The following is a 21,108-nucleotide window of genomic DNA, read 5'->3' as shown; positions in this document are numbered from 1 at the left end:
GGTACTTACGCTATAGGACTTGCGAATTATTTGTAGCTATAGTGAGTGTGAGGAAAGCTAATGAGCGAGGACAAGCAAGGGGCGGTTTCAATTTTGAAGTGCAACACTGTTGTTTAAGTGCCTGATTTGTTGTGCCATTACTTCGGCTGGCGTTCGGAATCCCAAAGATTTCCTTGGGCGATTATTTAGCTCTTCCGCTACCCGCGTCAAGTGCCGCTGCGAATATCCCGATAAATCCGTCCCTTTGGGGAAATATTGCCGCAGCAGGCCATTGGTATTTTCGTTCGTGGGGCGTTGCCATGGACTGTGGGGATCAGCGAAAAACACCCGAATACTCACCCGTTGCTCCAGTTCCTGATGCCGGGCCATCTCTCGCCCCTGGTCGTAGGTCAGGGTCTGTCGAAACGCTTTGGGCAGAGTGCGTAGCCGCCTGGTAAAGCCCTCCAGAATCGATTCCGCTGTGGCGTCATCGACCCGTGCCAGGATCACGAAACGGCTGCTCCGATCGACCAGTGTGCCGATGGCACTGCCGTTGAAAGCCCCCTTGATGAGATCCCCTTCCCAATGGCCTGGTACCTCCCGACCCTCGGCCTCTGCGGGCCGCTCGCGGATGGAACGCATGTTCCGTATGCCACCGCGGCGGTCCTTGCCTCGACTGCGGGGGCGGCGCTTCTGGTGCCCTTGGCGCAGCGCATCGATGAGTGCCGCCTTCAGCTCTCCTGCGGGGTGGGCATAGATATACTGGTAGATCGTTTCGTGACTGACCTGTTGGGACTTGTCCTCGGGGTGTTCCACACGCAGCCTCCCGGCCACCTGTTCCGGCGACCACTTCCGCTCCAGGATGGTGGCGGTGACCCGTTCGGTCAAGGCATTGCCGGCCACCAGCTTGCGCGTTCCCCGCCGCCTCCTTGCCCACACCGTCTCCCGCCCCGCTACGGCGTCATAGCTGTTGCCCACCCAGCCTCTGCGATACTCCCGACTCAAGGTGCTTGGGGGGCGCTGTAACTCTCTCGCCACGGCCCGCAGGCTCATCCCTTGGTTCAATCCTCTCTGCAATCGATTTCTCTCATCCATGCTCAACTGCTGGTACTTGCTGCCCATCTTCCACCTCCGGCCCCTTTGGACCACAGGTGTTGCATTTCATTTTTGAGCGCGCCCAGCTATCCGGTCCTCCCAAAGAACCGACACGAGAGGTTAAGCAGGCGTTTCGCACGGGGGCAAAGATGATGCACCCAGACCTTGCTACCGACCAAACAGAAAAGGAACGACGCCACACCTTTATGACCAGGTTAAACCTAGCCTATGAGCAGTGTGACTTGGCAACCATCCAGACCATAATTACCGAATTCGGAGAGGACCCTGAAAGTATCAAGGGTGAAGATGTTGGATCTAGGATGATAAAGGTCATCAGAAAGCTCGCACAGATGCGTCGTCGCATTGATGAGATTAGCAGAGAACTTGAGGCTCTCCATGCTGACGATTATTTTATGCTGATGAAAAGGGTTGAGGAGGCCGATGCGGATGGCGGGGATGCTCTCGCAGATCTTTCTGTGACACTTATGCAGCAAATATCAGAGCGCAAGATCACTTTAGAAGAATGGCGCCAGAAGCAGGCTAAATCATGAATAGCTTATGGATAATTATCGTTTTCGGGGTTGTATCCTACTTCTGCATTCGATACTACCAGAACCGTCGAAAAAAGAAGTTACAGGTTATGGTTTGTGAACCACCAAAACAGCAGAAGAATAACCCCATTGACCAAACGATACAGTTTTTGAACGCGCGCATTGAAAAAGCTGATTGCATTAGGGAATCTCTGCACAACTCAATCTGATATAATCTGAGCCATAGCAGCAAGGGACCGGAGGCAATACACATGGCAGGGCAGATGACGTTTGCGGAAAACGCAGGGTTGGAGCGTCGGCACAAGGAGACCAAACGAGAGCGTTTCCTCCGGGAAATGGACCAAGTGGTTCCTTGGCAACGGCTGGTTGCCCTCATTGAGCCCTGTTATCCCAAGGCCGGACCCTGTGGGGGACGCAAACCCATGCCCCTGGAACAGATGCTGCGCATCCATTTCTTGCAGCAATGGTATGCCTACTCCGACCCTGGCATGGAAGAAGCCCTGCACGAAATTCCCTTGCTGCGCTCCTTTGCCGGCATCGACACTGGCCGTGACCTGATCCCCGACGAGTCCACTATTCTGCGTTTTCGTCGCCTGCTGGAAAAGCACGGCTTGGCGCAAAAGATTTTTGCCGAGGTCCAAGAACTGCTGGAGGCCGCGCACCTCATTCTCCAAGAAGGCAAGATGGTGGATGCCACCCTCATTCATGCCCCCAGCTCCACTAAAAACCGTGACCACAAACGGGACCCGGAGATGCATCAAACCAAGAAAGGGAATCAGTGGTATTTCGGCATGAAGGCCCATGTGGCGACGGACACCCAAGGCCTGGTCCAGAGCGTTGAGGTCACGGCCGCCAATGTCCCGGACCATCAAGTGTTGGAAGACCTACTCACCGGCGACGAGCCAGTCGTTCTGGGGGATCGAGGCTACGACTATCCCCAGGTTCACGAATGTCTGAAAGGGCACGGCATTCAGGATGCCGTCGCCCGGCGGCGTTATCCGGGTCAGCAAAAGGGGCTACAAGCCCTGCAGCGCTTCAATCGTAGCGTGGCACGCCTTCGCGCACGGGGGGAACATGCCTTTCGCGTCTTGAAGTGCCAGTTTGGCTTCCGCAAGACCCGCTATCGAGGACTGACCAAGAATGGCGCTCAACTGACCACACTGTTTGCTCTGGTCAACCTCTACATGAAGCGACGAGAGCTATGCTGGCTAAAGGCGTAATCCGTCCAAAGAGGGAAAAATGGGCCAGTGCAGAGGCCGCAGGGTGCCCTTTTGCCCCTCTGGGGCCGAAAATGACGATGTTCGTCGCCGAAAGTCGATCTGTGTGTCAAAAGCCATGCAAAACCCGACGATTTTTAGGGCCAGTTCAGAGGTTCCTTAGGGCAGAGGCTGAAATTTGGGCAAAGAGATGGGGCGACGCACGAATGCCCGTGATCGACGCCATGAGCGGAACAGAATTTGAGGACTATCTCGATGGACTTTTCACCGCCATGGGCTATTTGGTAAAGCAGACACCCGCCACTGGTGATTTTGGTGGAGATTTGATTCTAACCAGAAATGAGCGACGCATCGTTGTGCAAGCCAAGCGTTGGCAAGGAACGGTTGGGGTAGATGCAGTCCAGGAAGCGCTATCAGGAAAATCCTGGCGGTTTCAATTTTGAAGTGCAACACTGTTGTTTAAGTGCCTGATTTGTTGTGCCATTACTTCGGCTGGCGTTCGGAATCCCAAAGATTTCCTTGGGCGATTATTTAGCTCTTCCGCTACCCGCGTCAAGTGCCGCTGCGAATATCCCGATAAATCCGTCCCTTTGGGGAAATATTGCCGCAGCAGGCCATTGGTATTTTCGTTCGTGGGGCGTTGCCATGGACTGTGGGGATCAGCGAAAAACACCCGAATACTCACCCGTTGCTCCAGTTCCTGATGCCGGGCCATCTCTCGCCCCTGGTCGTAGGTCAGGGTCTGTCGAAACGCTTTGGGCAGAGTGCGTAGCCGCCTGGTAAAGCCCTCCAGAATCGATTCCGCTGTGGCGTCATCGACCCGTGCCAGGATCACGAAACGGCTGCTCCGATCGACCAGTGTGCCGATGGCACTGCCGTTGAAAGCCCCCTTGATGAGATCCCCTTCCCAATGGCCTGGTACCTCCCGACCCTCGGCCTCTGCGGGCCGCTCGCGGATGGAACGCATGTTCCGTATGCCACCGCGGCGGTCCTTGCCTCGACTGCGGGGGCGGCGCTTCTGGTGCCCTTGGCGCAGCGCATCGATGAGTGCCGCCTTCAGCTCTCCTGCGGGGTGGGCATAGATATACTGGTAGATCGTTTCGTGACTGACCTGTTGGGACTTGTCCTCGGGGTGTTCCACACGCAGCCTCCCGGCCACCTGTTCCGGCGACCACTTCCGCTCCAGGATGGTGGCGGTGACCCGTTCGGTCAAGGCATTGCCGGCCACCAGCTTGCGCGTTCCCCGCCGCCTCCTTGCCCACACCGTCTCCCGCCCCGCTACGGCGTCATAGCTGTTGCCCACCCAGCCTCTGCGATACTCCCGACTCAAGGTGCTTGGGGGGCGCTGTAACTCTCTCGCCACGGCCCGCAGGCTCATCCCTTGGTTCAATCCTCTCTGCAATCGATTTCTCTCATCCATGCTCAACTGCTGGTACTTGCTGCCCATCTTCCACCTCCGGCCCCTTTGGACCACAGGTGTTGCATTTCATTTTTGAGCGCGCCAGGTATATCCAGCGCTTGGATTAGCCGTCTGCTGGCCTTTGTTCGCCTGCCTCACTCCGGTTTTGGTGGAACCTGCCGCCCCCTCAAGCATTAGGAGTTGTTTTTCACCAAAACATTCCTATAGCTTGGCTTATCGGAAATTCGGCGCAACTTGTGCCCATTTGTGCCTAATTTGCGCCCATCATGGGGCTGTACCAGATTTCCACGTCGGACGTGGTTTTATGGTACAGCTTTCTCTGCGAGCCAGGGGATTGATCACCTATGGAACCTCTGAACTGGCCCTAAAAATCGTCGGGTTTTGCATGGCTTTTGACACACAGATCGACTTTCGGCGACGAACATCGTCATTTTCGGCCCCAGAGGGGCAAAAGGGCACCCTGCGGCCTCTGCACTGGCCCATTTTTCCCTCTTTGGACGGATTACGCCTTTAGCCAGCATAGCTCTCGTCGCTTCATGTAGAGGTTGACCAGAGCAAACAGTGTGGTCAGTTGAGCGCCATTCTTGGTCAGTCCTCGATAGCGGGTCTTGCGGAAGCCAAACTGGCACTTCAAGACGCGAAAGGCATGTTCCCCCCGTGCGCGAAGGCGTGCCACGCTACGATTGAAGCGCTGCAGGGCTTGTAGCCCCTTTTGCTGACCCGGATAACGCCGCCGGGCGACGGCATCCTGAATGCCGTGCCCTTTCAGACATTCGTGAACCTGGGGATAGTCGTAGCCTCGATCCCCCAGAACGACTGGCTCGTCGCCGGTGAGTAGGTCTTCCAACACTTGATGGTCCGGGACATTGGCGGCCGTGACCTCAACGCTCTGGACCAGGCCTTGGGTGTCCGTCGCCACATGGGCCTTCATGCCGAAATACCACTGATTCCCTTTCTTGGTTTGATGCATCTCCGGGTCCCGTTTGTGGTCACGGTTTTTAGTGGAGCTGGGGGCATGAATGAGGGTGGCATCCACCATCTTGCCTTCTTGGAGAATGAGGTGCGCGGCCTCCAGCAGTTCTTGGACCTCGGCAAAAATCTTTTGCGCCAAGCCGTGCTTTTCCAGCAGGCGACGAAAACGCAGAATAGTGGACTCGTCGGGGATCAGGTCACGGCCAGTGTCGATGCCGGCAAAGGAGCGCAGCAAGGGAATTTCGTGCAGGGCTTCTTCCATGCCAGGGTCGGAGTAGGCATACCATTGCTGCAAGAAATGGATGCGCAGCATCTGTTCCAGGGGCATGGGTTTGCGTCCCCCACAGGGTCCGGCCTTGGGATAACAGGGCTCAATGAGGGCAACCAGCCGTTGCCAAGGAACCACTTGGTCCATTTCCCGGAGGAAACGCTCTCGTTTGGTCTCCTTGTGCCGACGCTCCAACCCTGCGTTTTCCGCAAACGTCATCTGCCCTGCCATGTGTATTGCCTCCGGTCCCTTGCTGCTATGGCTCAGATTATATCAGATTGAGTTGTGCAGAGATTCCCTAGCCAAAGTCTCTGCAATCAGTACATCGGCTGGGATGCCCAGGCTCTGGTGCAGCCTACGGATCATCGACAACGTTAGCGGACGCTTGCGATTCAGCACTTCGTAAACGCGGTTGCTCTTGCCGATAATCGGCTCAAGATCTTTGACGGACAGGCCGCTTTGATCCATTCGAAATTTAATGGCCTCCACCGGATCAGGCTTAGCGATGGGGACATGTCTGGCCTCGTAGGCCTGCACCAACGTGACCAGGATGTCCAGACGATCACCATCGGGCGTGCCCAAATCAGGATCGGAGTCCATCAGGACGGAGATCTCTTTGAGAGTGGCCTTGTAGTTTGCTTCGGTGTGGATAGGGCGGATGTCCATACTTTCCTCCGTGGCCAATCAGGCCATTTCAACGGTTTTCGCGTCCACTGCGTCGTATTCTATGTGGGTACCGACAAACTTCACGTAGACAATCTGCAACTTGTACGCAACGGCCACGATCAGCCGGTAGTCATTACCTTGGCCGACAGCTTGTAGCGGCGAGCGAGATTCAATGTGTCGCCCAAGGCGTGTGACGCTGTCGCTGGGTCAACAGAAATGTTGAGGCGTTCTAGCACCGCACGGCCACGATCAGCCGGTAGTCATTACCTTGGCCGACAGCTTGTAGCGGCGAGCGAGATTCAATGTGTCGCCCAAGGCGTGTGACGCTGTCGCTGGGTCAACAGAAATGTTGAGGCGTTCTAGCACCGCGATGTAGCGCTGTGAGTCGGCTTCGGTCACAAGCGCTTTGGATTCGAGCTGGTAATCACGTTGGCAATCTCCAAGGCAAGCAGAGATGGCACGACAGCTTGAGATTGTCTGAGGGCGTTCAGCGTGGATACCGCATAATCGATGCCAGCGGGATTGCTTTGCGGTGCCAACCATAGCAACGCGACGGACGCATCCAGAATAAAATTCACGCACGCCCCTCGTTGATCATCGCTTTCAGGTCGATACCCGCCCCCGCTTTGTGAGCCTGCATATAGGACAGCATGTCCTCTACAGCCGCCACGGCATCCGATTGCTTGTTTCCTTGTGCCGGAACAAGATCGGCGACAGCCTCGCCCCGCAGGATGATGGTGTAGCGATTGCCGGTCTTGATGCTTCGCAACAACTCCGGCAGCTTTGTCTTTGCCTCGTAAGATCCAATTTCGATGTTCATGCTTTGCTCCTGCCATCCAATATAGACCAATATATAGACTGGGCGTAGACAATCCAGTCCGGCGTGGACTCAGGTTTCAATCTCGGTTTGCATTACTCCAAAAAAACGACGTGGGCGCATGGGACAAATCAACTGGGTATCAAGCGATGCCAGGGGGAGCGCGCAGCGCGTTTATCGAAGGTCCAGGTGCTGTCGCAATTTTGGGCGCGGTTGCGGATGCCCATCAGGTAATCGGCAAAATCGGCCCCTCCGGAGTCGTAAGCGCGAAGCGCCGCCCAGGCTTGGTCAGTAGATTCTACAGACAACTCTGCCGTGCTCAGGACCTGACGCAAAATGTCGGCAACAACGCCTCGAGAGTAGCCGTAGGCACTTTCCAAGACCCAGACCAGTTCACAAAGAGTAATGCTGTCGATCCAGCCGGGCTGCTCCACGCTGCATTGACTTTCAATGAAGCGCGCCGCCTGGGTGCCCTGGATCGCGTCATCCTGGACGATGTTGCGTATTCTGGACCATCGTGGGCAGCGATTCTGAACGATGGTGGGCGGTCATTCTGATCGATCGTGGGCACTGATTCTGTTTTGATCGTGGGCAGTTTTGCGGTGTTTTCAGAATGGGTGCCCACGATGCCAGAATGGTGTCGTGTTTTTCCCTTGGCGATTTCAGAACTTTTTGGTCATTCATTGGCTTAGCGAGCATCCTGCACTCTTTTTACGGGAGGTTGAGGATGCCGACACCGAGGATGACGATGAAAGCAATCATGGAGGTACTTCGTTTACACGCGGCTGGCCTGAGCCAGCGGCAAATTGCCCGTGCCTGCGGGCTCTCCAAAGGGGCTGTCGGCAAATATCTGCAGCGGGCGGAACAGGCTGCGGTGTCCTGGCCGCTGCCTGCGGATCAGGGCGAGGCGGCTCTGGAAGGACGGCTCTTTCCCGAGCGGAAACCCGCAGTGGCATCAAGCAAGGTCTTGCCGGATTTTGCCCAGATGCACACGGAACTGCGGCGCAAGGGCATGACCCTGCAGCTGCTCTGGGAGGAATACGTCGGGGCACATGCCGGGCAACGGGTGTATCAATACGCGCAGTTCTGCACCCTGTACCGGCGCTGGCGAGGGCGCCTCAAACTCAGCATGCGCCAGACCCATGTTGCCGGGGAAAAGCTCTTCGTGGACTATGCTGGCCCTACCGTGCCGGTCATCGATCCGAGTACCGGGGAGATCCGGCAGGCACAGATCTTTGTGGCGGTGCTGGGGGCTTCCAGCTATACCTACTGCGAGGCGACCTGGAGCCAGAGCCTGGGGGACTTCCTGGGCGCCCACGTTCGTGCCCTGAACTACCTGGGCGGGGCACCGGTTCTGCTCGTCCCCGACAACCTCAAGGCGGCCGTGACCAAGGCGTCTCGCTACGAGCCGCAGATCAACCGCAGCTATCAGGATCTCGCGACCCACTATGGCTCGGTCGTGCTCCCCACTCGGCCCTACAAGCCCAAAGACAAGGCCAAGGTCGAGGTGGGGGTGCAAGTGGTGGAGCGTTGGATTCTCGCGCGCCTGCGGCACTTCCAGTTCTTCTCTCTGCGGGAGCTCAACCGCGAGATTCATCGTCTGCTCGAAGACCTGAACCAGCGCCCCTTCAAGCGTCTGCCTGGCAGTCGCAGGAGCCTCTTCGAGGCGCTGGACCGGCCGGCACTGCAGCCCTTGCCCGTACAACCCTATGTCTTTGCCACATGGAAGACGGCCAAGGTCAGTATCGACTATCACGTCGCTTGCGAGGGGCACTATTACTCGGTCCCCTACCGGCTGATCGGGCAACGGGTGGACCTGCGGATAAGTGCCGAAACGGTAGAGATCTTCCACCAGCAACAACGGGTGGCCAGTCATCTGCGTGGGTTGCAGCCGGGCCGCTTCAGTACCTGCACGGAGCACCTGCCCAAGGCCCATCAGCGCCACCGGGAATGGAGCCCGGGGCGTCTGCTGCGTTGGGCACTGTCCATTGGCCCGGCAACCCGCGACGTCGTGCGCTGGCAGCTGGAGAGTAAGCCGCACCCCGAGCAGGGCTATCGCTCCTGTTTGGGCTTGCTCCACCTCGCCCGTCGCTATGACAAGCCCCGTCTGGAAGCGGCCTGTCGTCGGGCCTTGCACCTTGGTGCCCCGACCACCCGCAGTGTCCGGTCGATTCTCCAAAAGGGCATGGATCACGTCCCGGAGTCGACGGCCAAAAGCACGGCTCTGCCCGCGCACAACAACCTCCGCGGTTCCCAGTACTACCATTGAATATCCAGGAGTTTCTCATGTTCTTACCACCGACCCTGAACACCCTGCGGCAGTTACACCTCGATGCCATGGCCGATGCCCTCGACGAGCAAACCCGGCTGCCGCAATACCAGGAGCTCTCCTTCGAAGAGCGCCTCGGCCTGCTCCTCGACCGCGAACTCTGTGCCCGGGATCAACGCCGCCTGACGCGGTTGCTGAAACTCGCCCACCTCAAGCACGATGCCTGCGCCGAGGATATCGACTACCGCAGTTCTCGGGGACTGGATCGATCGCGCATCGCCGCCCTGATCCAGAATACCTGGATACGCCAGGGGCAGAACCTCCTCCTCACCGGGGCCACCGGAACCGGCAAGACCTGGCTTGCTTGTGCCTTCGGTCATCAAGCCTGTCGGCAGGGCTTGAGTGTGCGCTATCTGCGCTTGCCACGCCTGCTGGAAGATCTGCGTATCCGTCACGGTGACGGGAGCTTCGGCCGCTATCTGAACACCCTGGCCAAGGTCGACCTCTTACTGCTCGACGATTGGGGCCTCGCCCCCATGGGTGGAGAGGATGCCCGTGACCTGCTGGAAATCATCGATGATCGCGTCGGCCAGCGCGCCACCTTGATCACCAGTCAGCTGCCGGTGTCCCACTGGCACGAATATCTCGGCGAGCCCACCGTCGCCGATGCCGTCCTCGACCGTCTCCTGCAAAGCGCACACCGGCTGGAGCTCAAGGGAGAGTCTTTACGCCGTCACCGTGACCGTCACGAAAACCAGCCAACCGAATCGTCGTGACCATTACACCATTTACACGGTAACGGTAACGTACATCCCTGGGCACCACGACCACCCAAAGTTGACCCATCGTGGGCACCCAGGCATACAATAGCACCGGCCAGAAAGTTCGCTCTTCGGGGGGTGCCCACGATCAGCAGAATGACCGCCCACGATCAACAGAATGCGCACGATGTAGCGGACCAGCACATTGGTATCCAGCCCAATCATGGCTTTCCGGCCCGTTCCCGGATGGCCGCGTCCATCTCCTCCAGGGAAAGTGCTTGTTGTGGTTTTGGCGCCATGCCCTTCAGTCGGGCGATGGGCAGGGTGATCGGCAGGATCTCGATACGGCCGCCCTCAGTCAGCAAAAACTCGATTTTGTCCCCTGGACGCAGGTGCAGTTGTTCCCGGAGCGCCTTGGGGAGGGTGATTTGTCCTTTGCTGCTGAGGGTGCTGAGCATGCGATCCTAACCAAAATAAAAATCCTTACTTTATGGTAAGGATGCGCTGCGGAGATCGCAAGTTACTGTGCTCGGCGACGTTCGCAAGGCCCTGCAATGCTGGGTCAGCATAGGCACTCGCTGGAAAGACGGCAAGGGAAAACCCTTCTTGCTGGAAGATTTTTGCGCAAGTAACGCCCCTATCTGGCTAAGATAGCCAGATAGGGCTATAATCTTTTGAAGAGTCATGGGGAGGAATTGTCATGCAGGCAAACATTCTCGACGCGAAAAACCGCCTTTCAGAGCTGGTGAAACGCGCTCAGGCGGGGGAAGAAGTGGTGATTAGCAATCGTGGGGTGCCGGTGGCTCGGTTGGAACCCTTGAGATCGCCGCCAACCGCAGCTGCGCCACAAGACATCCTGGTCTGGCTGAGGCGTCATCCTTTACCCGCACACGCGCGCCGAAGTCCGGAGGAAATCGACGCCGATATTCTTCGCGGACGCGAAGAATGGGATTGATTTACCTCGATAGTTGTGTGCTCATTTATCTGTTCGAGAGTCATCCAGTGTTTGGTCCGCGCGTGCAGGAGGCGCTGCTTGCCCATCCGAAAAGCCACTTTGCCATATCTCCCCTGGTAAAGTTTGAGTGTCTTGTTGGGCCAATACGAAGCGGAAATTTGCAGTTGCAGCAGTACTACGAAGAGGGCTTTGGCCAGTTCCAGCAATTGCCTATATCCGAGAAAACTTTTTTGTTGGCCGCAACCATACGGGGACGTTTCGGACTAAAGCCGCCGGATGCTCTACACTTGGCCATCGCGCAGATTCATTGCTGTGATGCATTGTGGACCAACGATTCCCGCTTGGATCAGGCGGCCCATGGCCTGGCAAGAGATGTTTTTCGTCAGGAGCGGTCCTGAACTCTTGCCGCGTATCCCTAGCCCCAGCGCGGGACTTTGCGCATACTATGCCGCTTTGGCGCAGTTGTAAGGATCCACGATGCGAGAAGTGAATGAGATGCGCGCCCTGCGCGACGATCTCCAGGCCCGGTTGGACGGCCTGAGGGGGTATCTTTGACCTTGAGGAAAAGCGCGGTCGCTTAGAGGAAGTAGGGCGGGAGCTGGAAGACCCCGGCATCTGGAACCAGCCGGAGAAGGCACAGGAGTTGGGACGGGAGCGGGCCAGCCTGGAGGCCATCGTGCAGCCCATGGATCGGCTGCTGACGGGTTTGCAGGACAGCGGCGAGATGCTGGATCTGGCCTTGAGCGAGAACGATACGGAGCTCCTGGCGGCGGTCGATGGCGATCTCGATCAGGCCCTGGCGGCGGTGGAAAAGCTGGAATTTCAGCGCATGTTCTCTGGCCCCCACGATGCCGCCAACTGCTTTGTCGACATCCAGGCGGGAGCCGGGGGTACCGAGGCCCAGGATTGGGCGGAGATGATCCTGCGCATGTATCTGCGCTGGGCGGAGGCACACGGTTTTGCCGCCGAGCTGGTGGAGGTCTCCGAGGGCGAAGTGGCGGGCATCAAGTCGGCCAGTATCCATGTCAAGGGCGATCATGCCTTTGGCTGGCTGCGGACGGAGACTGGGGTGCATCGTCTGGTGCGCAAGTCGCCCTTCGATTCGGGCAACCGGCGCCATACCAGTTTCGCCAGCGTCTTTATCTACCCCGAGATCGACGACAGCTTCGAGATCGAGATCAACCCCGCCGACCTCAAGGTGGATACCTACCGGGCCAGCGGTGCGGGCGGCCAGCACATCAACAAGACCGACTCGGCGGTGCGCATTACCCACGTCCCGTCGGGGATTGTGGTGGCCTGTCAGACCGATCGCTCGCAGCACAAGAACCGTGCCGAGGCGATGCGCATGCTGCGCTCCAAGCTCTACGAGATGGAACTGCAGAAGCGGGAGGCGGAGAAGCAGGCTCTGGAAGACAGCAAGAGCGACATTGGTTGGGGGCATCAGATCCGCTCCTACGTGCTCGACCAGTCGCGGATCAAAGACCTGCGCACCAGTGTCGAAGTGGGCGATACGCAAAAGGTGCTGGATGGCAGTCTGGATATCTTCATCGAGGCGGCCTTGAAGGCCGGCCTCTGAGGCGAGGGCAGAATGGAAGAACGCAACGATCAAATGCAGGTGCGTTGGGAGAAGCTGCAGCGCTGGCGCGAGGCGGGGCGGGCCTATCCCAATGCCTTCCGCCGCGATGCCGAGGCGGGTGATCTGCAGCGCCGCTGCGCCGATATGGATGCCGCCGCCCTGGAGCGTGAGCCCATTGCAGTTCGTGTGGGGGGACGGCTCATGACCCGGCGGGTGATGGGCAAGGCGAGCTTTGCCGACCTGCAGGATGGCAGTGGTCGGCTGCAGCTCTTCTTGAGCCGCGAGGAGGTCGGGGAAGGGACCTATGCACAGTTCAAGGAACTCGATCTGGGGGACCTGATTGGCGTGGAGGGCACCCTCTTTCGTACCAAGGCCGGGGAGTTGAGCCTGCGCGTGCATGCCCTGCAACTGCTGGCCAAGGCCCTGCGTCCCTTGCCCGAGAAGTGGCATGGTTTGACGGACCCGGAGACCCGCTTTCGCCAGCGCTATGTGGATTTGATCGTAACCGAAGAAGCGCGGCGCACCTTTCAGATCCGTTCCGCAACCGTGGTGGCCTTGCGTCAGGGGCTGAGCGCGGCGCGCTTCGTCGAGGTCGAAACGCCGATGATGCAGCCGATTCCTGGCGGCGCTACTGCCAAGCCGTTCGTGACCCATCACCATGCCCTGGATATGACCTTGTATCTGCGCATCGCCCCCGAGCTCTATCTCAAACGCCTGGTGGTGGGCGGGGTCGAGCGGGTGTTTGAGATCAACCGGAATTTCCGCAACGAGGGCATCTCGACCCGCCACAATCCCGAGTTCACCATGCTCGAGTGGTACGAGGCCTATGCCGATTACCACATTGCCATGGATCGCACCGAAGGGCTCATCCGTGCAGCGGCGCAGGCGACCCTGGGGCAGACGGCGATCTCTTATCAAGGCGCAGCCATCGACCTGGGGCAGCCGTTTGCCCGCCTGACCGTGGCGGAGGCGGTGCGCAGCTACAATCCCGACTTGCGTGGCGCCAATCTGCGCGATCCGGAAGTCCTCGGGCACAAGCTGCGGGACCTGGGCCTGCCGGTGCAGGCGGGTTGGGGTTGGGGCAAGCGCCTCATTGAGATTTTCGAGAAAACCGTCGAGACGCAGTTGCTGCAGCCGACCTTCATCATCGAATACCCCACCGAGGTCAGTCCTCTGGCGCGGGCCAATGATGCCGACCCGGAAGTCACCGACCGCTTCGAGCTCTTCATTGCTGGGCGCGAACTCGCCAATGGCTTCTCCGAGCTGAATGACCCCGAGGATCAGGCGGCCCGTTTTGAGGCCCAGGTCCTGGCCAAGGAGTCGGGGGATGACGAGGCGATGTTCTATGATCACGACTACATCCGCGCCCTGGAGTATGGCATGCCGCCGACCGCGGGGGTGGGCATGGGCATCGATCGGCTGGTGATGCTGCTGGCGGATCAGCCGAGCATCCGTGAGGTGATCCTCTTCCCCCATCTGCGACCGGAACAGGGATGACGCCTTTCGAACTCTGGGTGGGCCTGCGCTACACCCGCGCCAAGCGGCGCAATCATTTCATTTCCTTCATTACCGGTACCGCCATCTTGGGGATGGTGATTGGTGTTGCAGCCCTGATCACCGTCATGGCGGTGATGAATGGCTTTGATCACACCTTGCGCAGCCGGATTCTGGCGGTCACCTCCGACGTGATCGTGCAGGGCAATGGCGTGCCAGTCTTGAATTGGCACGAGGCGGAGAAGAACCTCTCGGCGGTGCGGGGGGTAACCGGGGTAGCGCCCTATGTGCAGGCGCAGGCCATGCTGTCCCATGATGGCTTGGTAAGCGGTGCCCTGGTCGAGGGGATCGATCCGCAGCTTGAAGGGCGAGTGAATCGTCTGGCGCAGGACATGAAGGTGGGCAGCCTTGATGCCCTGCAGCAGCACCCATGGGGCATTGTGCTGGGCCGCGCCTTGGCCAAGCAACTGGGGGCCACGGTGGGCAGCAAGATTACCCTGATCTCCCCGCAAGGCGGCGTTACGCCCCTGGGGGTCACGCCCACTCTGCGTCAGTTTACCGTGGTCGGGCTCTTTTCCGTGGGGATCTATGCTTACGACAGCGGCATGGCCTATATCAGCCTGCCGGACGCCCAGGCGCTCTACAACCTGGGGAGTGGTGTGACCGGCCTGCGCATGCAGATCACCGATCCCTTCAACGCCCCGGTCTTTGCCGCCCACCTGCAGAAGATCCTGGGTCCGGCCTTTTACGTGCAGGACTGGACCCAGACCCACGAAAATTTCTTCAAGGCCCTGGCCATGGAGAAGCTAGTAATGTTCGTGATTCTGTCGCTGATCATTGCCGTGGCGGCCTTCAATATCGTCGCCACCCTGGTGATGGTGGTCACGGACAAGGAGCCGGATATCGCCATCCTGCGCACCTTGGGGGCGCGACCGCGCAGCATCATGCTGATTTTCATGGTGCAGGGCATCATCATCGGCCTCTTTGGTACGGCTTTGGGGGTGCTCGGTGGGGTCTTGCTGGCCCTCAATGTGCCGACCATCGTGCCCTTCATCGAGCAGCTCTTTCATGTGCAGTTTCTGTCCCCCGAGGTGTATTCCATTAGCCAGTTGCCTTCCCGTCTGGAGTGGGCGGACGTGCTGCATGTGGCGATCGCCTCGCTGCTGATGAGCTGGATCGCGACCCTGTATCCGTCCTGGCGCGCATCCCGTGTCGATCCAGCGGAGGCCCTGCGCTATGAGTGATCTCGTCTTGCGGGTGCAGGGTCTGCGCCACAGCTACAGCTTTGGCAGTGGACGCCTGGATGTGCTGCGCGATATCCATCTGGAGCTGCGCCGCGGGGAGCGCCTCGGCATCGTCGGTGCTTCGGGGCAGGGCAAGAGCACCCTGATGCACCTGATGGGGGGGCTGGAGCGCCCCAGCGCCGGCAGCGTGGAGGTCCTGGGGCAGGACCTGTACCGTCTCTCGGAAGCCGCGCGGAGCCGCTTGCGCAATCAACACATTGGCTTTGTTTACCAGCTGCATCGTCTGCTGCCGGAATTTACCGCCCTGGAAAATGTGCTCCTGCCCCTGCGCATCCGTCGGGAGAAGCGTGCGACCAGCGAGCCTTGGGCCAAGGAGCTGCTCGACCGAGTGGGCCTGGGGCAGCGCTATCAACACAAGCCGGGGATGCTCTCCGGCGGGGAGCGCCAGCGCGTGGCCCTGGCACGCGCCTTGGTGACGCGCCCGGCGCTACTCTTGGCCGATGAGCCGACGGGCAATCTTGACCGTAGTGCTGCCGAGGCGGTACATGCCCTGATGCTCGACCTGAACGCCGAACTGGGAACAGCCATGGTGGTGGTCACCCACGAGCCCGCCTTGGCGGAGCGCATGGCGCGGGTTTTGCACCTGCGCGATGGTGTCCTGACAGAAACGGCTGAGAACTAAGCGCGGTTCTGTTCGCGACGATGCAGGCGCCAATGGACCCACACCCGCCAGCCCAGCATGATGCCGGCGTAGACGACGGCGGCCATTGCCGCCCCGAGAATGATGCTGCCGATCCAGGTGACCCAGTAGGCGTGCCAGAGGCGGTCGCCCATGGATACCAGGCTGATATTGCCATGCACCAAGCGATGGATGTCGGCATAGTGGATGGTAATGGCGGGTGCCAGGTGCGCCCGTTGCAATAACCAGTAGCCAAACTGATAGGATGCATAAAAAAACGGCACGATCGTGAACGGGCCGGTCACAATGAAGGGCATGATTACGGCGAGGGGGATATAGGCCCGGCGCCAGAGACAGAGCACCAGAATGGTGGCCACATGCCCAAAATAGGGGAGGGAGCCAATAAAGACCCCGATGGCCGCACCTTTGGCGACATTCCGGCGATGCAGATGCCAGTAGGCACTGCGTGCCAGATAGTGGGTGAAACGTCCGAGAGGACGTTTTTTGAGGATTTCCTCACGGCGGGGGAGGCGAAGGAATGCGGGCAGGCGCAATGGGAATCCTGTCGGGACGAAGAGGCCCTAGTCTAGCGAGTCTCGCGCACTGGACCAAATCCTGGCCCAGCCTCCTGGCCGTGGCCTTGGCCCTGGAAAGCGGAGTGGTCTTCTTTCAGTTTTTTTCCGCCTTGCCGTCCTGGCTTCCCGCTCTTTCCCTGGTGCTGCTTTTTACCGCCCTGGCCTGGCGCTGGCACCAAGCACTATTGCCGGCCTGTGCCGCGCTGGCCTTTCTGCTTGCCGATCTGCAGGCCGGACAGCTCCTGGACCGAGTCTTGCCGGCCGGACACAGCTACACCGTCAGCGGCCGCGTCCAGGGGATTCCCCAGGAGCAGCGTGGGCAGTGGCGTCTGCATCTGGCGCCGGAATCCCTCCAGGGTGACGTAGCAACGCGGCATTCCCCACCCCTGCTCGAATTGCATGGGGCGTTGCCGGAAGTGCCGGTTACCGGTCAGCGCTGGCGCTTCGAGATCCGCTCCGAGTCCTTGCATACCCTGCGTCATAGTGCCTTTGTCGACCTGCCACGGGAGCGTTTCTGGCAGGGGCTGCTCGGCGCTGGCAAGATTCTTTCCGCCACCCCCTTGCCCCTCTCCTCTTGGTATCCGTTGGACCTCCTCGCCCAGTGGCGGGCGCGCGTGGTGCAGGCCAGCAATGCCGCCTTGCCGCGCCTTGAAGCCGGCTATGTGCAGGCCCTGACGGTGGGGATTGGCAATCAGTTGCCGCCGGAACTCTGGCAGATCTATCGCGATACAGGTACCGCCCATCTCTTGGTGATCTCCGGCTCCCATGTGGCGGTGGTGACGGGGTTCTTCCTCTGGTTCTGGCGTGCCCTCTGGCGCCGCATCCCGGCTTTGGTCCGCCGCTGGCCGGCGCAGCAGGCGGCGCTAGTGGCTGCGATTCCGGTGGCCTGGATCTATGCCTATCTGGCGGGGATGCAAAGCCCTGGCGAGCGGGCAGCGTGGATGATCACTGCGGCGAGCATGGCCGCCCTGCTTGGTCGCCGCCATGCGGTCTGGTCCGGTCTTGTTTTCAGTGCGGCGATGATGGCCCTCCTCGATCCTGGGCAGGTCATCAACTTGGGCTACTGGTTGTCGATACTGGCCGTCGCTGTACTCATCAGCCTGGGGATGGAGGAGGGGCACTGGCGCCAGGCCCTGGCGGCGCAGTGGCGCGTTTCCATTCTGCTATTGCCGCTGCTGGCCTACCTCTTCGGTAGTATCTCCCTGATTTCTCCCCTGGCAAATCTGCTCGTCATCCCCTTCATCGAGCTGCTTGCCGTGCCCCTGGCGCTGCTCGGAGCCGCCGGCGCGCTCTTCGACTGGGAATTCGCCTACCGGGTGCTATTTCGTCTTGTTGCCCTGGAAATGCGGGGCGTGACCGCCGTACTCGACTGGCTGCGACACTGGCCCGGAGCCCTGCTGAGTGTGGCGCCGGGGCGTCTCGCCGCGGCCGTCGCGGCGGCACTGCTTTTTTCCTTATTGCTTCTGCCCCGTGCCTGGCCCGGTCGTTCTCTCGCCTATCTCGGCTTTCTACCCCTCCTGGCGCCCGGGCCGGCTCCAGAAGGGCTGCGCATCCACGCCTTACCGGTAGGGAAGGGAATGGCGATCTTCTGGCAGGCGGGGCGGGCAACGGGCCTGTATACCGCCAACCTGTGGCGGCGCCCGGATCAGCGCGCCCTGGCGCCCCTGCTGGCCGCACAACTGCAGCAGGCGGGACAGAAGCGCCTGACGACTTGGGTGCTAGGGGATCTCTCCTTGCCGCGCCCCTTGCCCCAGGCCGAGGAGATCTTGCTTCCGGCCGGTAATCGCCTGCCGGAATTGGAGCGTGCAACACAGGCCTGTGCTGGGCAGGCGATCCCTGGGGGGCAGACCCTGCAGTTCGCCCCCCAGCAACCCTGTGTCTTGCGCCTGGATGCCGGGCACGTCCTGGTGGCCGGCGACATGGACGAACGCACAGAGCGCGGGCTTCTGACACGCTGGAAAGGAGTGCCGCCGCGCGTTGTTTTCGTCCCATACAGCTGGGATCTGTGGCAACGCTTGGCGATGCATCGCGCCTTCCCGGTTGCGCAGATTCATATCTTGGGCGAGGGGCAATCCAATCCCGGTGCGACGGATTCTTTCGCCCCCGCTCGACCGACGCCGTATTGGGATCTTTCCTGAATGGCTGGCGCTGGAGGAGTTGTTGTTGCTTTGCGCTGGTAGCGAATGAATAATCCGCAAAACGGAATAACAGAGGAAGTTACATGGCTGCACTGGAATCCGTGGGCTTTTCGATACTTTGGTCCGTGCTGGTGCTTATCGTCGGCGTGGGCGTGCTCTGGATATTACGCGTGCTGCAGTCGTGGCTTCAGGCAAGACTGGCGGGTGTACTGTTGCGTCAGGGGGAGACTTCCGTCCGGCAGTACCTAGGACAGTTGCATTTCCTTTTGGCCAGTGTACTACGCCTGATCTTTTGGGCCAGTTATCTCTTTGTACTGGCCTTGGTCGTTACCTTTGTCCTGCGTCAGTTCGATTTCAGCCATGACATCGGGGTGCGCCTGTCTCTGTGGCTGGGGCACTGGTTACAGCACTTGTTAGCGGGCGTACTGGCTGCCCTACCCAATCTTTTTGTTGCTATCCTGATCTTTGTGCTGGCGCGGGGCCTGGTACAGGCCAATTCGGCCTTTTTGCGGCGTGTCGAGACCGGGCGCATTCGCGTCGGATGGATCTCCGCCGACCTCGCCGCGCCCACCCGTCAAATCAGCAATCTCTTGGTCTGGCTCTTTGCCCTGGCCTTGGCCTACCCCTACTTGCCGGGCTCAAGCAGCGCCACCTTTCAGGGCGTTTCCGTTCTGGCTGGATTAATGATTTCCCTGGGTGGGCAGAGTGTGGTGGGGCAGGCCTTGGCCGGATTTTCGATGCTGTATTCTCATGCCTTGCAGGCGGGGGAGTATGTGGCGGTGGGTGGGACCCGTGGCACGGTCGTCAAGATCGGCGTCTTTGCTACCCGTATCGCGACCGGCACCGGCGAAGAGGTGAGCATTCCCAATGCGGTGGTCTTCAGTCAACCAATCCGTAATTTTTCCCGCGAGGGTGTGGGCAAGCATCATACCCTGCAAGTTGCTGTGTCGATTGGCTACAGCACCCCGTGGCGTCAGGTGCAATCCCTCCTGTTGACCGCTGGGCAGCGTTGTCCAGGTTTGGTGAATGATCCCCCGCCCTATGTGCTGCAGCGTCAACTATCGGACTTTTATGTGGAATATCTGCTTGTTGCGTGCTTCGATATTGCCATCGCGGGCGGCCATGCCCAAACCCTATCCCGCCTGCACGCCGAGGTGCTCGATGTCTTTAATGAAAACGGTGTGCAGATCATGTCTCCTCATTTCATGGCCAATACTCCTGAGCCGGAACTGGTCACCGCTGACAACCCATGGTCGGTTCCCGCGCACCCTCCCTTGCAACCCAAGCCCCAATGAGGGGTTTCACGAAAAGGAGATCTTTATGCCCGCAACCTGGTTGAACCGTGTCGTACTGGCCTTGTCCCTGGGCGCTTTCAGTATGGCCGCTCAGGCGTGTACCCGAGTGGTCTACCACGGCGAGGACGGCCTCAATATCACGGGCCGCACCATGGACTGGAAAGATCCCATGCACTCGCGCCTATGGCTTTTCCCGGCTGGTCGCAAGGAAAACGGGGCAGCGGGCAAGAATTCTGCGGAGTGGACGGCGCGCTACGGGAGCGTGGTCGTCACCTCCCTCCATGCCGCCGTCAGCGATGGCATGAATCAGAAAGGCCTCAATGCCAACCTGCTCTGGCTTAACAGCAGCAAGTATCCGGATCAGTGTCCCGCCGATGCCAAGCGTTTGGCCATCAGTGCCTGGGCGCAATATTTTCTCGATAATTTTGCGACGGTCGACGCCGCCGTGGCGTCGCTCAAGACCCATCCCGTTTGTCTGATCTCCGCACCCATTCCTGGCACCGATCGCTTCACGACCTTGCACCTCTCTTTGTCTGACGCCAGTGGCAACAGCGCCATTCTGGAATATATCGATGGCAAACTGGTGGTGCATGCGGGTCGTCAGTATCAGGTGATGACCAACGACCCAGAATATCCACAGCAGCTGGCGGTGGCCCAGTACTGGTCGCAGATTGGTGGTACCCGTTTTCTTCCCGGAACCAACCAGGCACCCGATCGCTTTGCCCGAGCCGATTTCTATATCCACGCCATTCCCAAAACGGCCAATAATCAGCAGGGGGTGGCGCAGGTCTTCAGCGTGCTCAACAACGTCTCCGTCCCCATGGGGATCTCGACGCCTGGGCATCCCAATATTTCTACGACCCGCTGGCGCGTAGTGGCCGATCAGAAGGATTTGAAATATTACTTCAATTCCACTTCCAGCCTAGATCTTTTCTGGGTAAATCTGAACAAGGCGGGTCTCCGTCCGGGGGCGTCGGTGAAGATGCTTCCCATGGGGCAGGGTCAGGTGTACTCGGGCGATGTGGTCAAGGATTTTCGTCCGGCAGCGCAGTTTCGCTTTGCGCCCGTGCCACCGGAGGTGTCGCGTAACCTGGGCTAACAGAACGCCCCTCTGCAAATTGTGTGCTTATGCTATAG

24 protein-coding genes are annotated in these 21,108 nt (G+C 59.5%); 14 read left to right on the top strand and 10 right to left on the bottom strand.

Translation table 11 applies throughout. The features are described 5' to 3' along the window. Window positions 1–87: 87 nt before the first annotated feature. Window positions 88–1,101, bottom strand: coding sequence for an IS30 family transposase (locus tag M5D89_RS01335; RefSeq protein ID WP_248883937.1), 1,014 nt, complete (start codon window positions 1,099–1,101; stop codon window positions 88–90). A gap of 29 nt (window positions 1,102–1,130) precedes the next feature. On the opposite strand from M5D89_RS01335, the gene M5D89_RS01330 reads away from it, so the two are divergent. From M5D89_RS01330 to M5D89_RS01320, 3 genes are all read left to right on the top strand, one after another. Then, window positions 1,131–1,625, top strand: a complete 495-nt coding sequence (locus tag M5D89_RS01330; protein WP_248883939.1) for a J domain-containing protein — start codon at window positions 1,131–1,133, stop codon at window positions 1,623–1,625. 263 nt (window positions 1,626–1,888) lie between these two features. Then, complete coding sequence (locus M5D89_RS01325) at window positions 1,889–2,845, top strand: IS5 family transposase (protein WP_248886416.1); 957 nt, start codon at window positions 1,889–1,891, stop codon at window positions 2,843–2,845. Between the two features lie 203 nt (window positions 2,846–3,048). Next, window positions 3,049–3,285 (top strand): restriction endonuclease, encoded by a 237-nt coding sequence (locus tag M5D89_RS01320; protein WP_248883938.1) that lies wholly within the window; start codon window positions 3,049–3,051, stop codon window positions 3,283–3,285. On the opposite strand, the gene M5D89_RS01315 is transcribed toward M5D89_RS01320, so the two are convergent. The 7 genes from M5D89_RS01315 to M5D89_RS01285 form a co-directional block, all read right to left on the bottom strand. After that, window positions 3,276–4,289, bottom strand: coding sequence for an IS30 family transposase (locus M5D89_RS01315; protein WP_248883937.1), 1,014 nt, complete (start codon window positions 4,287–4,289; stop codon window positions 3,276–3,278). The two genes, M5D89_RS01320 and M5D89_RS01315, sit on opposite strands and share 10 nt — an antisense overlap. Before the next feature lie 475 nt (window positions 4,290–4,764). Next, window positions 4,765–5,721: an IS5 family transposase gene (locus tag M5D89_RS01310; RefSeq protein ID WP_248886416.1), complete on the bottom strand. Its 957-nt coding sequence runs from the start codon at window positions 5,719–5,721 to the stop codon at window positions 4,765–4,767. Window positions 5,722–5,775: 54 nt separating this feature from the next. Further along, window positions 5,776–6,168, bottom strand: a complete 393-nt coding sequence (locus M5D89_RS01305) for a helix-turn-helix domain-containing protein (protein ID WP_248883936.1) — start codon at window positions 6,166–6,168, stop codon at window positions 5,776–5,778. Window positions 6,169–6,186: 18 nt separating this feature from the next. Continuing rightward, a complete protein-coding gene (locus M5D89_RS01300; RefSeq protein ID WP_248883935.1) occupies window positions 6,187–6,285 on the bottom strand; it encodes a type II toxin-antitoxin system HigB family toxin in 99 nt (32 codons plus the stop codon). Between the two features lie 278 nt (window positions 6,286–6,563). Beyond that, complete coding sequence (locus tag M5D89_RS01295; RefSeq protein ID WP_248883934.1) at window positions 6,564–6,746, bottom strand: PIN domain-containing protein; 183 nt, start codon at window positions 6,744–6,746, stop codon at window positions 6,564–6,566. After that, window positions 6,743–6,988, bottom strand: coding sequence for a type II toxin-antitoxin system Phd/YefM family antitoxin (locus M5D89_RS01290; RefSeq protein ID WP_248883933.1), 246 nt, complete (start codon window positions 6,986–6,988; stop codon window positions 6,743–6,745). The genes M5D89_RS01295 and M5D89_RS01290 overlap by 4 nt, the downstream gene beginning before the upstream one ends. Window positions 6,989–7,116: 128 nt before the next feature. Continuing rightward, window positions 7,117–7,419, bottom strand: a complete 303-nt coding sequence (locus M5D89_RS01285) for a type II toxin-antitoxin system VapC family toxin (RefSeq protein ID WP_248883932.1) — start codon at window positions 7,417–7,419, stop codon at window positions 7,117–7,119. A gap of 314 nt (window positions 7,420–7,733) precedes the next feature. Here M5D89_RS01285 and istA point away from each other — a divergent pair, with 314 nt between their 5' ends. Both istA and istB read left to right on the top strand, forming a co-directional pair. Beyond that, complete coding sequence (istA, locus tag M5D89_RS01280) at window positions 7,734–9,254, top strand: IS21 family transposase (protein WP_248886415.1); 1,521 nt, start codon at window positions 7,734–7,736, stop codon at window positions 9,252–9,254. A 17-nt stretch (window positions 9,255–9,271) separates the two neighbouring features. Further along, complete coding sequence (istB, locus tag M5D89_RS01275; protein ID WP_248883931.1) at window positions 9,272–10,030, top strand: IS21-like element helper ATPase IstB; 759 nt, start codon at window positions 9,272–9,274, stop codon at window positions 10,028–10,030. Between the two features lie 206 nt (window positions 10,031–10,236). Here istB and M5D89_RS01270 read toward each other — a convergent pair whose 3' ends face one another. After that, entirely contained in the window at window positions 10,237–10,473 is a 237-nt protein-coding gene (locus M5D89_RS01270; protein WP_248883930.1) for an AbrB/MazE/SpoVT family DNA-binding domain-containing protein, read from the bottom strand. A gap of 242 nt (window positions 10,474–10,715) precedes the next feature. Between M5D89_RS01270 and M5D89_RS01265 the strand changes: the two genes are divergently transcribed. From M5D89_RS01265 to M5D89_RS01240, 6 genes are all read left to right on the top strand, one after another. After that, window positions 10,716–10,970 (top strand): type II toxin-antitoxin system Phd/YefM family antitoxin, encoded by a 255-nt coding sequence (locus M5D89_RS01265; RefSeq protein ID WP_248883929.1) that lies wholly within the window; start codon window positions 10,716–10,718, stop codon window positions 10,968–10,970. Further along, window positions 10,961–11,368 carry a type II toxin-antitoxin system VapC family toxin gene (locus tag M5D89_RS01260; protein ID WP_248883928.1) on the top strand — a complete coding sequence of 136 codons (408 nt, stop codon included), beginning with the start codon at window positions 10,961–10,963 and terminating at the stop codon, window positions 11,366–11,368. The genes M5D89_RS01265 and M5D89_RS01260 overlap by 10 nt, the downstream gene beginning before the upstream one ends. A 79-nt stretch (window positions 11,369–11,447) precedes the next feature. Continuing rightward, window positions 11,448–12,546 (top strand): peptide chain release factor 2 gene (gene prfB, locus M5D89_RS01255; RefSeq protein ID WP_248883927.1). Its coding sequence is split into 2 segments (ribosomal slippage): window positions 11,448–11,522 and window positions 11,524–12,546, totalling 1,098 coding nucleotides; the frame shifts between segments, so codons are not numbered across the junction. Window positions 12,547–12,558: 12 nt separating this feature from the next. After that, entirely contained in the window at window positions 12,559–14,043 is a 1,485-nt protein-coding gene (gene lysS, locus M5D89_RS01250; RefSeq protein ID WP_248883926.1) for a lysine--tRNA ligase, read from the top strand. Further along, window positions 14,040–15,284 (top strand): lipoprotein-releasing ABC transporter permease subunit, encoded by a 1,245-nt coding sequence (locus tag M5D89_RS01245; RefSeq protein ID WP_248883925.1) that lies wholly within the window; start codon window positions 14,040–14,042, stop codon window positions 15,282–15,284. The genes lysS and M5D89_RS01245 overlap by 4 nt, the downstream gene beginning before the upstream one ends. Next, complete coding sequence (locus tag M5D89_RS01240; protein WP_248883924.1) at window positions 15,277–15,966, top strand: ABC transporter ATP-binding protein; 690 nt, start codon at window positions 15,277–15,279, stop codon at window positions 15,964–15,966. The genes M5D89_RS01245 and M5D89_RS01240 overlap by 8 nt, the downstream gene beginning before the upstream one ends. On the opposite strand, the gene M5D89_RS01235 is transcribed toward M5D89_RS01240, so the two are convergent. Beyond that, window positions 15,963–16,517 (bottom strand): DUF2062 domain-containing protein, encoded by a 555-nt coding sequence (locus M5D89_RS01235; protein WP_248883923.1) that lies wholly within the window; start codon window positions 16,515–16,517, stop codon window positions 15,963–15,965. The two genes, M5D89_RS01240 and M5D89_RS01235, sit on opposite strands and share 4 nt — an antisense overlap. Between M5D89_RS01235 and M5D89_RS01230 the strand changes: the two genes are divergently transcribed. The 3 genes from M5D89_RS01230 to M5D89_RS01220 all read left to right on the top strand — a co-directional run bounded on the left by M5D89_RS01230 (window position 16,502) and on the right by M5D89_RS01220 (window position 21,070). After that, a complete protein-coding gene (locus M5D89_RS01230) occupies window positions 16,502–18,676 on the top strand; it encodes a ComEC/Rec2 family competence protein (RefSeq protein WP_248883922.1) in 2,175 nt (724 codons plus the stop codon). The two genes, M5D89_RS01235 and M5D89_RS01230, sit on opposite strands and share 16 nt — an antisense overlap. An 83-nt stretch (window positions 18,677–18,759) precedes the next feature. Next, the gene (locus M5D89_RS01225; protein ID WP_248883921.1) at window positions 18,760–19,971 is read left to right on the top strand and encodes a mechanosensitive ion channel family protein; all 1,212 of its coding nucleotides are present in this window, start codon (window positions 18,760–18,762) and stop codon (window positions 19,969–19,971) included. 25 nt (window positions 19,972–19,996) lie between these two features. Next, on the top strand, window positions 19,997–21,070 hold the full coding sequence (locus M5D89_RS01220; protein ID WP_248883920.1) for a linear amide C-N hydrolase: 1,074 nt from the start codon (window positions 19,997–19,999) through the stop codon (window positions 21,068–21,070). The last annotated feature ends 38 nt before the right edge of the window (window positions 21,071–21,108 follow it).

Origin of the sequence: Acidithiobacillus acidisediminis, assembly GCF_023277115.1 — a bacterium.
GTDB classification, from domain to species: Bacteria; Pseudomonadota; Gammaproteobacteria; order Acidithiobacillales; family Acidithiobacillaceae; genus Igneacidithiobacillus; species Igneacidithiobacillus acidisediminis.
This window is presented reverse-complemented; position numbering and strand designations above follow the sequence as displayed.

Excerpts from the sequence above, each read along its gene's own strand:
- M5D89_RS01265 (WP_248883929.1), top strand. The coding sequence starts at position 10,716 with ATGCAGGCAAACATTCTCGACGCGAAAAACCGCCTTTCAGAGCTGGTG.
- M5D89_RS01310 (WP_248886416.1), bottom strand. The coding sequence starts at position 5,721 with ATGACGTTTGCGGAAAACGCAGGGTTGGAGCGTCGGCACAAGGAGACC.
- M5D89_RS01305 (WP_248883936.1), bottom strand. The coding sequence starts at position 6,168 with ATGGACATCCGCCCTATCCACACCGAAGCAAACTACAAGGCCACTCTC.
- lysS (WP_248883926.1), top strand. The coding sequence starts at position 12,559 with ATGGAAGAACGCAACGATCAAATGCAGGTGCGTTGGGAGAAGCTGCAG.
- M5D89_RS01325 (WP_248886416.1), top strand. The coding sequence starts at position 1,889 with ATGACGTTTGCGGAAAACGCAGGGTTGGAGCGTCGGCACAAGGAGACC.
- M5D89_RS01240 (WP_248883924.1), top strand. The coding sequence starts at position 15,277 with ATGAGTGATCTCGTCTTGCGGGTGCAGGGTCTGCGCCACAGCTACAGC.
- M5D89_RS01260 (WP_248883928.1), top strand. The coding sequence starts at position 10,961 with ATGGGATTGATTTACCTCGATAGTTGTGTGCTCATTTATCTGTTCGAG.
- M5D89_RS01315 (WP_248883937.1), bottom strand. The coding sequence starts at position 4,289 with ATGGGCAGCAAGTACCAGCAGTTGAGCATGGATGAGAGAAATCGATTG.
- M5D89_RS01230 (WP_248883922.1), top strand. The coding sequence starts at position 16,502 with ATGCGGGCAGGCGCAATGGGAATCCTGTCGGGACGAAGAGGCCCTAGT.
- istA (WP_248886415.1), top strand. The coding sequence starts at position 7,734 with ATGAAAGCAATCATGGAGGTACTTCGTTTACACGCGGCTGGCCTGAGC.
- M5D89_RS01320 (WP_248883938.1), top strand. The coding sequence starts at position 3,049 with ATGCCCGTGATCGACGCCATGAGCGGAACAGAATTTGAGGACTATCTC.
- M5D89_RS01225 (WP_248883921.1), top strand. The coding sequence starts at position 18,760 with ATGGCTGCACTGGAATCCGTGGGCTTTTCGATACTTTGGTCCGTGCTG.
- istB (WP_248883931.1), top strand. The coding sequence starts at position 9,272 with ATGTTCTTACCACCGACCCTGAACACCCTGCGGCAGTTACACCTCGAT.
- M5D89_RS01220 (WP_248883920.1), top strand. The coding sequence starts at position 19,997 with ATGCCCGCAACCTGGTTGAACCGTGTCGTACTGGCCTTGTCCCTGGGC.
- M5D89_RS01290 (WP_248883933.1), bottom strand. The coding sequence starts at position 6,988 with ATGAACATCGAAATTGGATCTTACGAGGCAAAGACAAAGCTGCCGGAG.
- M5D89_RS01335 (WP_248883937.1), bottom strand. The coding sequence starts at position 1,101 with ATGGGCAGCAAGTACCAGCAGTTGAGCATGGATGAGAGAAATCGATTG.
- M5D89_RS01245 (WP_248883925.1), top strand. The coding sequence starts at position 14,040 with ATGACGCCTTTCGAACTCTGGGTGGGCCTGCGCTACACCCGCGCCAAG.
- M5D89_RS01270 (WP_248883930.1), bottom strand. The coding sequence starts at position 10,473 with ATGCTCAGCACCCTCAGCAGCAAAGGACAAATCACCCTCCCCAAGGCG.